The organism is Saccharothrix hoggarensis, assembly GCF_042678885.1.
In the GTDB taxonomy this organism is placed as follows: domain Bacteria; phylum Actinomycetota; class Actinomycetes; order Mycobacteriales; family Pseudonocardiaceae; genus Actinosynnema; species Actinosynnema hoggarensis.
The window spans coordinates 1-652 of the sequence record NZ_JBHTLK010000526.1; the positions used below are offsets into that span (position 1 = coordinate 1).

General features: G+C 72.5%; 2 protein-coding genes. Both read left to right on the plus strand.

Going from position 1 to position 652, the window contains the following annotated elements; genetic code table 11:
* Window positions 1-135 precede the first annotated feature (135 nt).
* A complete protein-coding gene (locus ACFQ3T_RS36925; RefSeq protein ID WP_380730853.1) occupies window positions 136-300 on the plus strand; it encodes a hypothetical protein in 165 nt (54 codons plus the stop codon).
* Window positions 293-580: a hypothetical protein gene (locus tag ACFQ3T_RS36930; protein WP_380730855.1), complete on the plus strand. Its 288-nt coding sequence runs from the start codon at window positions 293-295 to the stop codon at window positions 578-580. Before ACFQ3T_RS36925 ends, ACFQ3T_RS36930 begins: the two co-directional genes overlap by 8 nt.
* Window positions 581-652 lie beyond the last annotated feature (72 nt).

The following is a 652-nucleotide window of genomic DNA, read 5'->3' on the forward strand; positions in this document are numbered from 1 at the left end:
TGTACATGCAGGCCGGCATCACCCTCGCGCACTGACTTCGCCCGGACCGGCGGCCTGATCCCGCCAAGAACCGCGCCGCCGGTCCGGTCCACCCCAACACCGCACCCGAGGGGTGCGGGTCAGGAGAGCTGAAGCATGTCGAGCACGACGACGGCGCACAAGTCGGTGGTGGAACCCGCCGCCCGCGCCCGTTACGAGTCCACCCACCCCGGCCGGTCCTGGGACGACGCCCCGGCCTACCTGCGCGACCGCGTCCGCCTGGTCGAGCGGCAGCGGACGGGGGTCGCCGACGATGAGTGACCTTCTGCCGACCGTACCCGCCCCGCTGCTGCTGTTGCTCGCCGCGCTGGCCGTGGTCCCGGTGATCGTGCTGTGGAAGCTGCTGGCCACCGCCGGGCTGATCGGCCTGACCCAGTGGGCCGTGATCACCCAGACCGAAGACCCGACCGCCGTGATGGTGGTGGTCGGCGTGCCCGCCCTCGTGCTGGTGAGTCTGCTGCGCCGCACCGCCCACCGCTCCACTCGTTCCCCGCTGTCACGTCCCCCGCTGTACCTGCGCCGACTGGAGGTGACCCGATGAGCACGACGGCCCTTCCGCTGCCCGGCCCCGACGAGTCCGACCCGTTCGCCGCCACCGTCGCCGAGCTGGAGC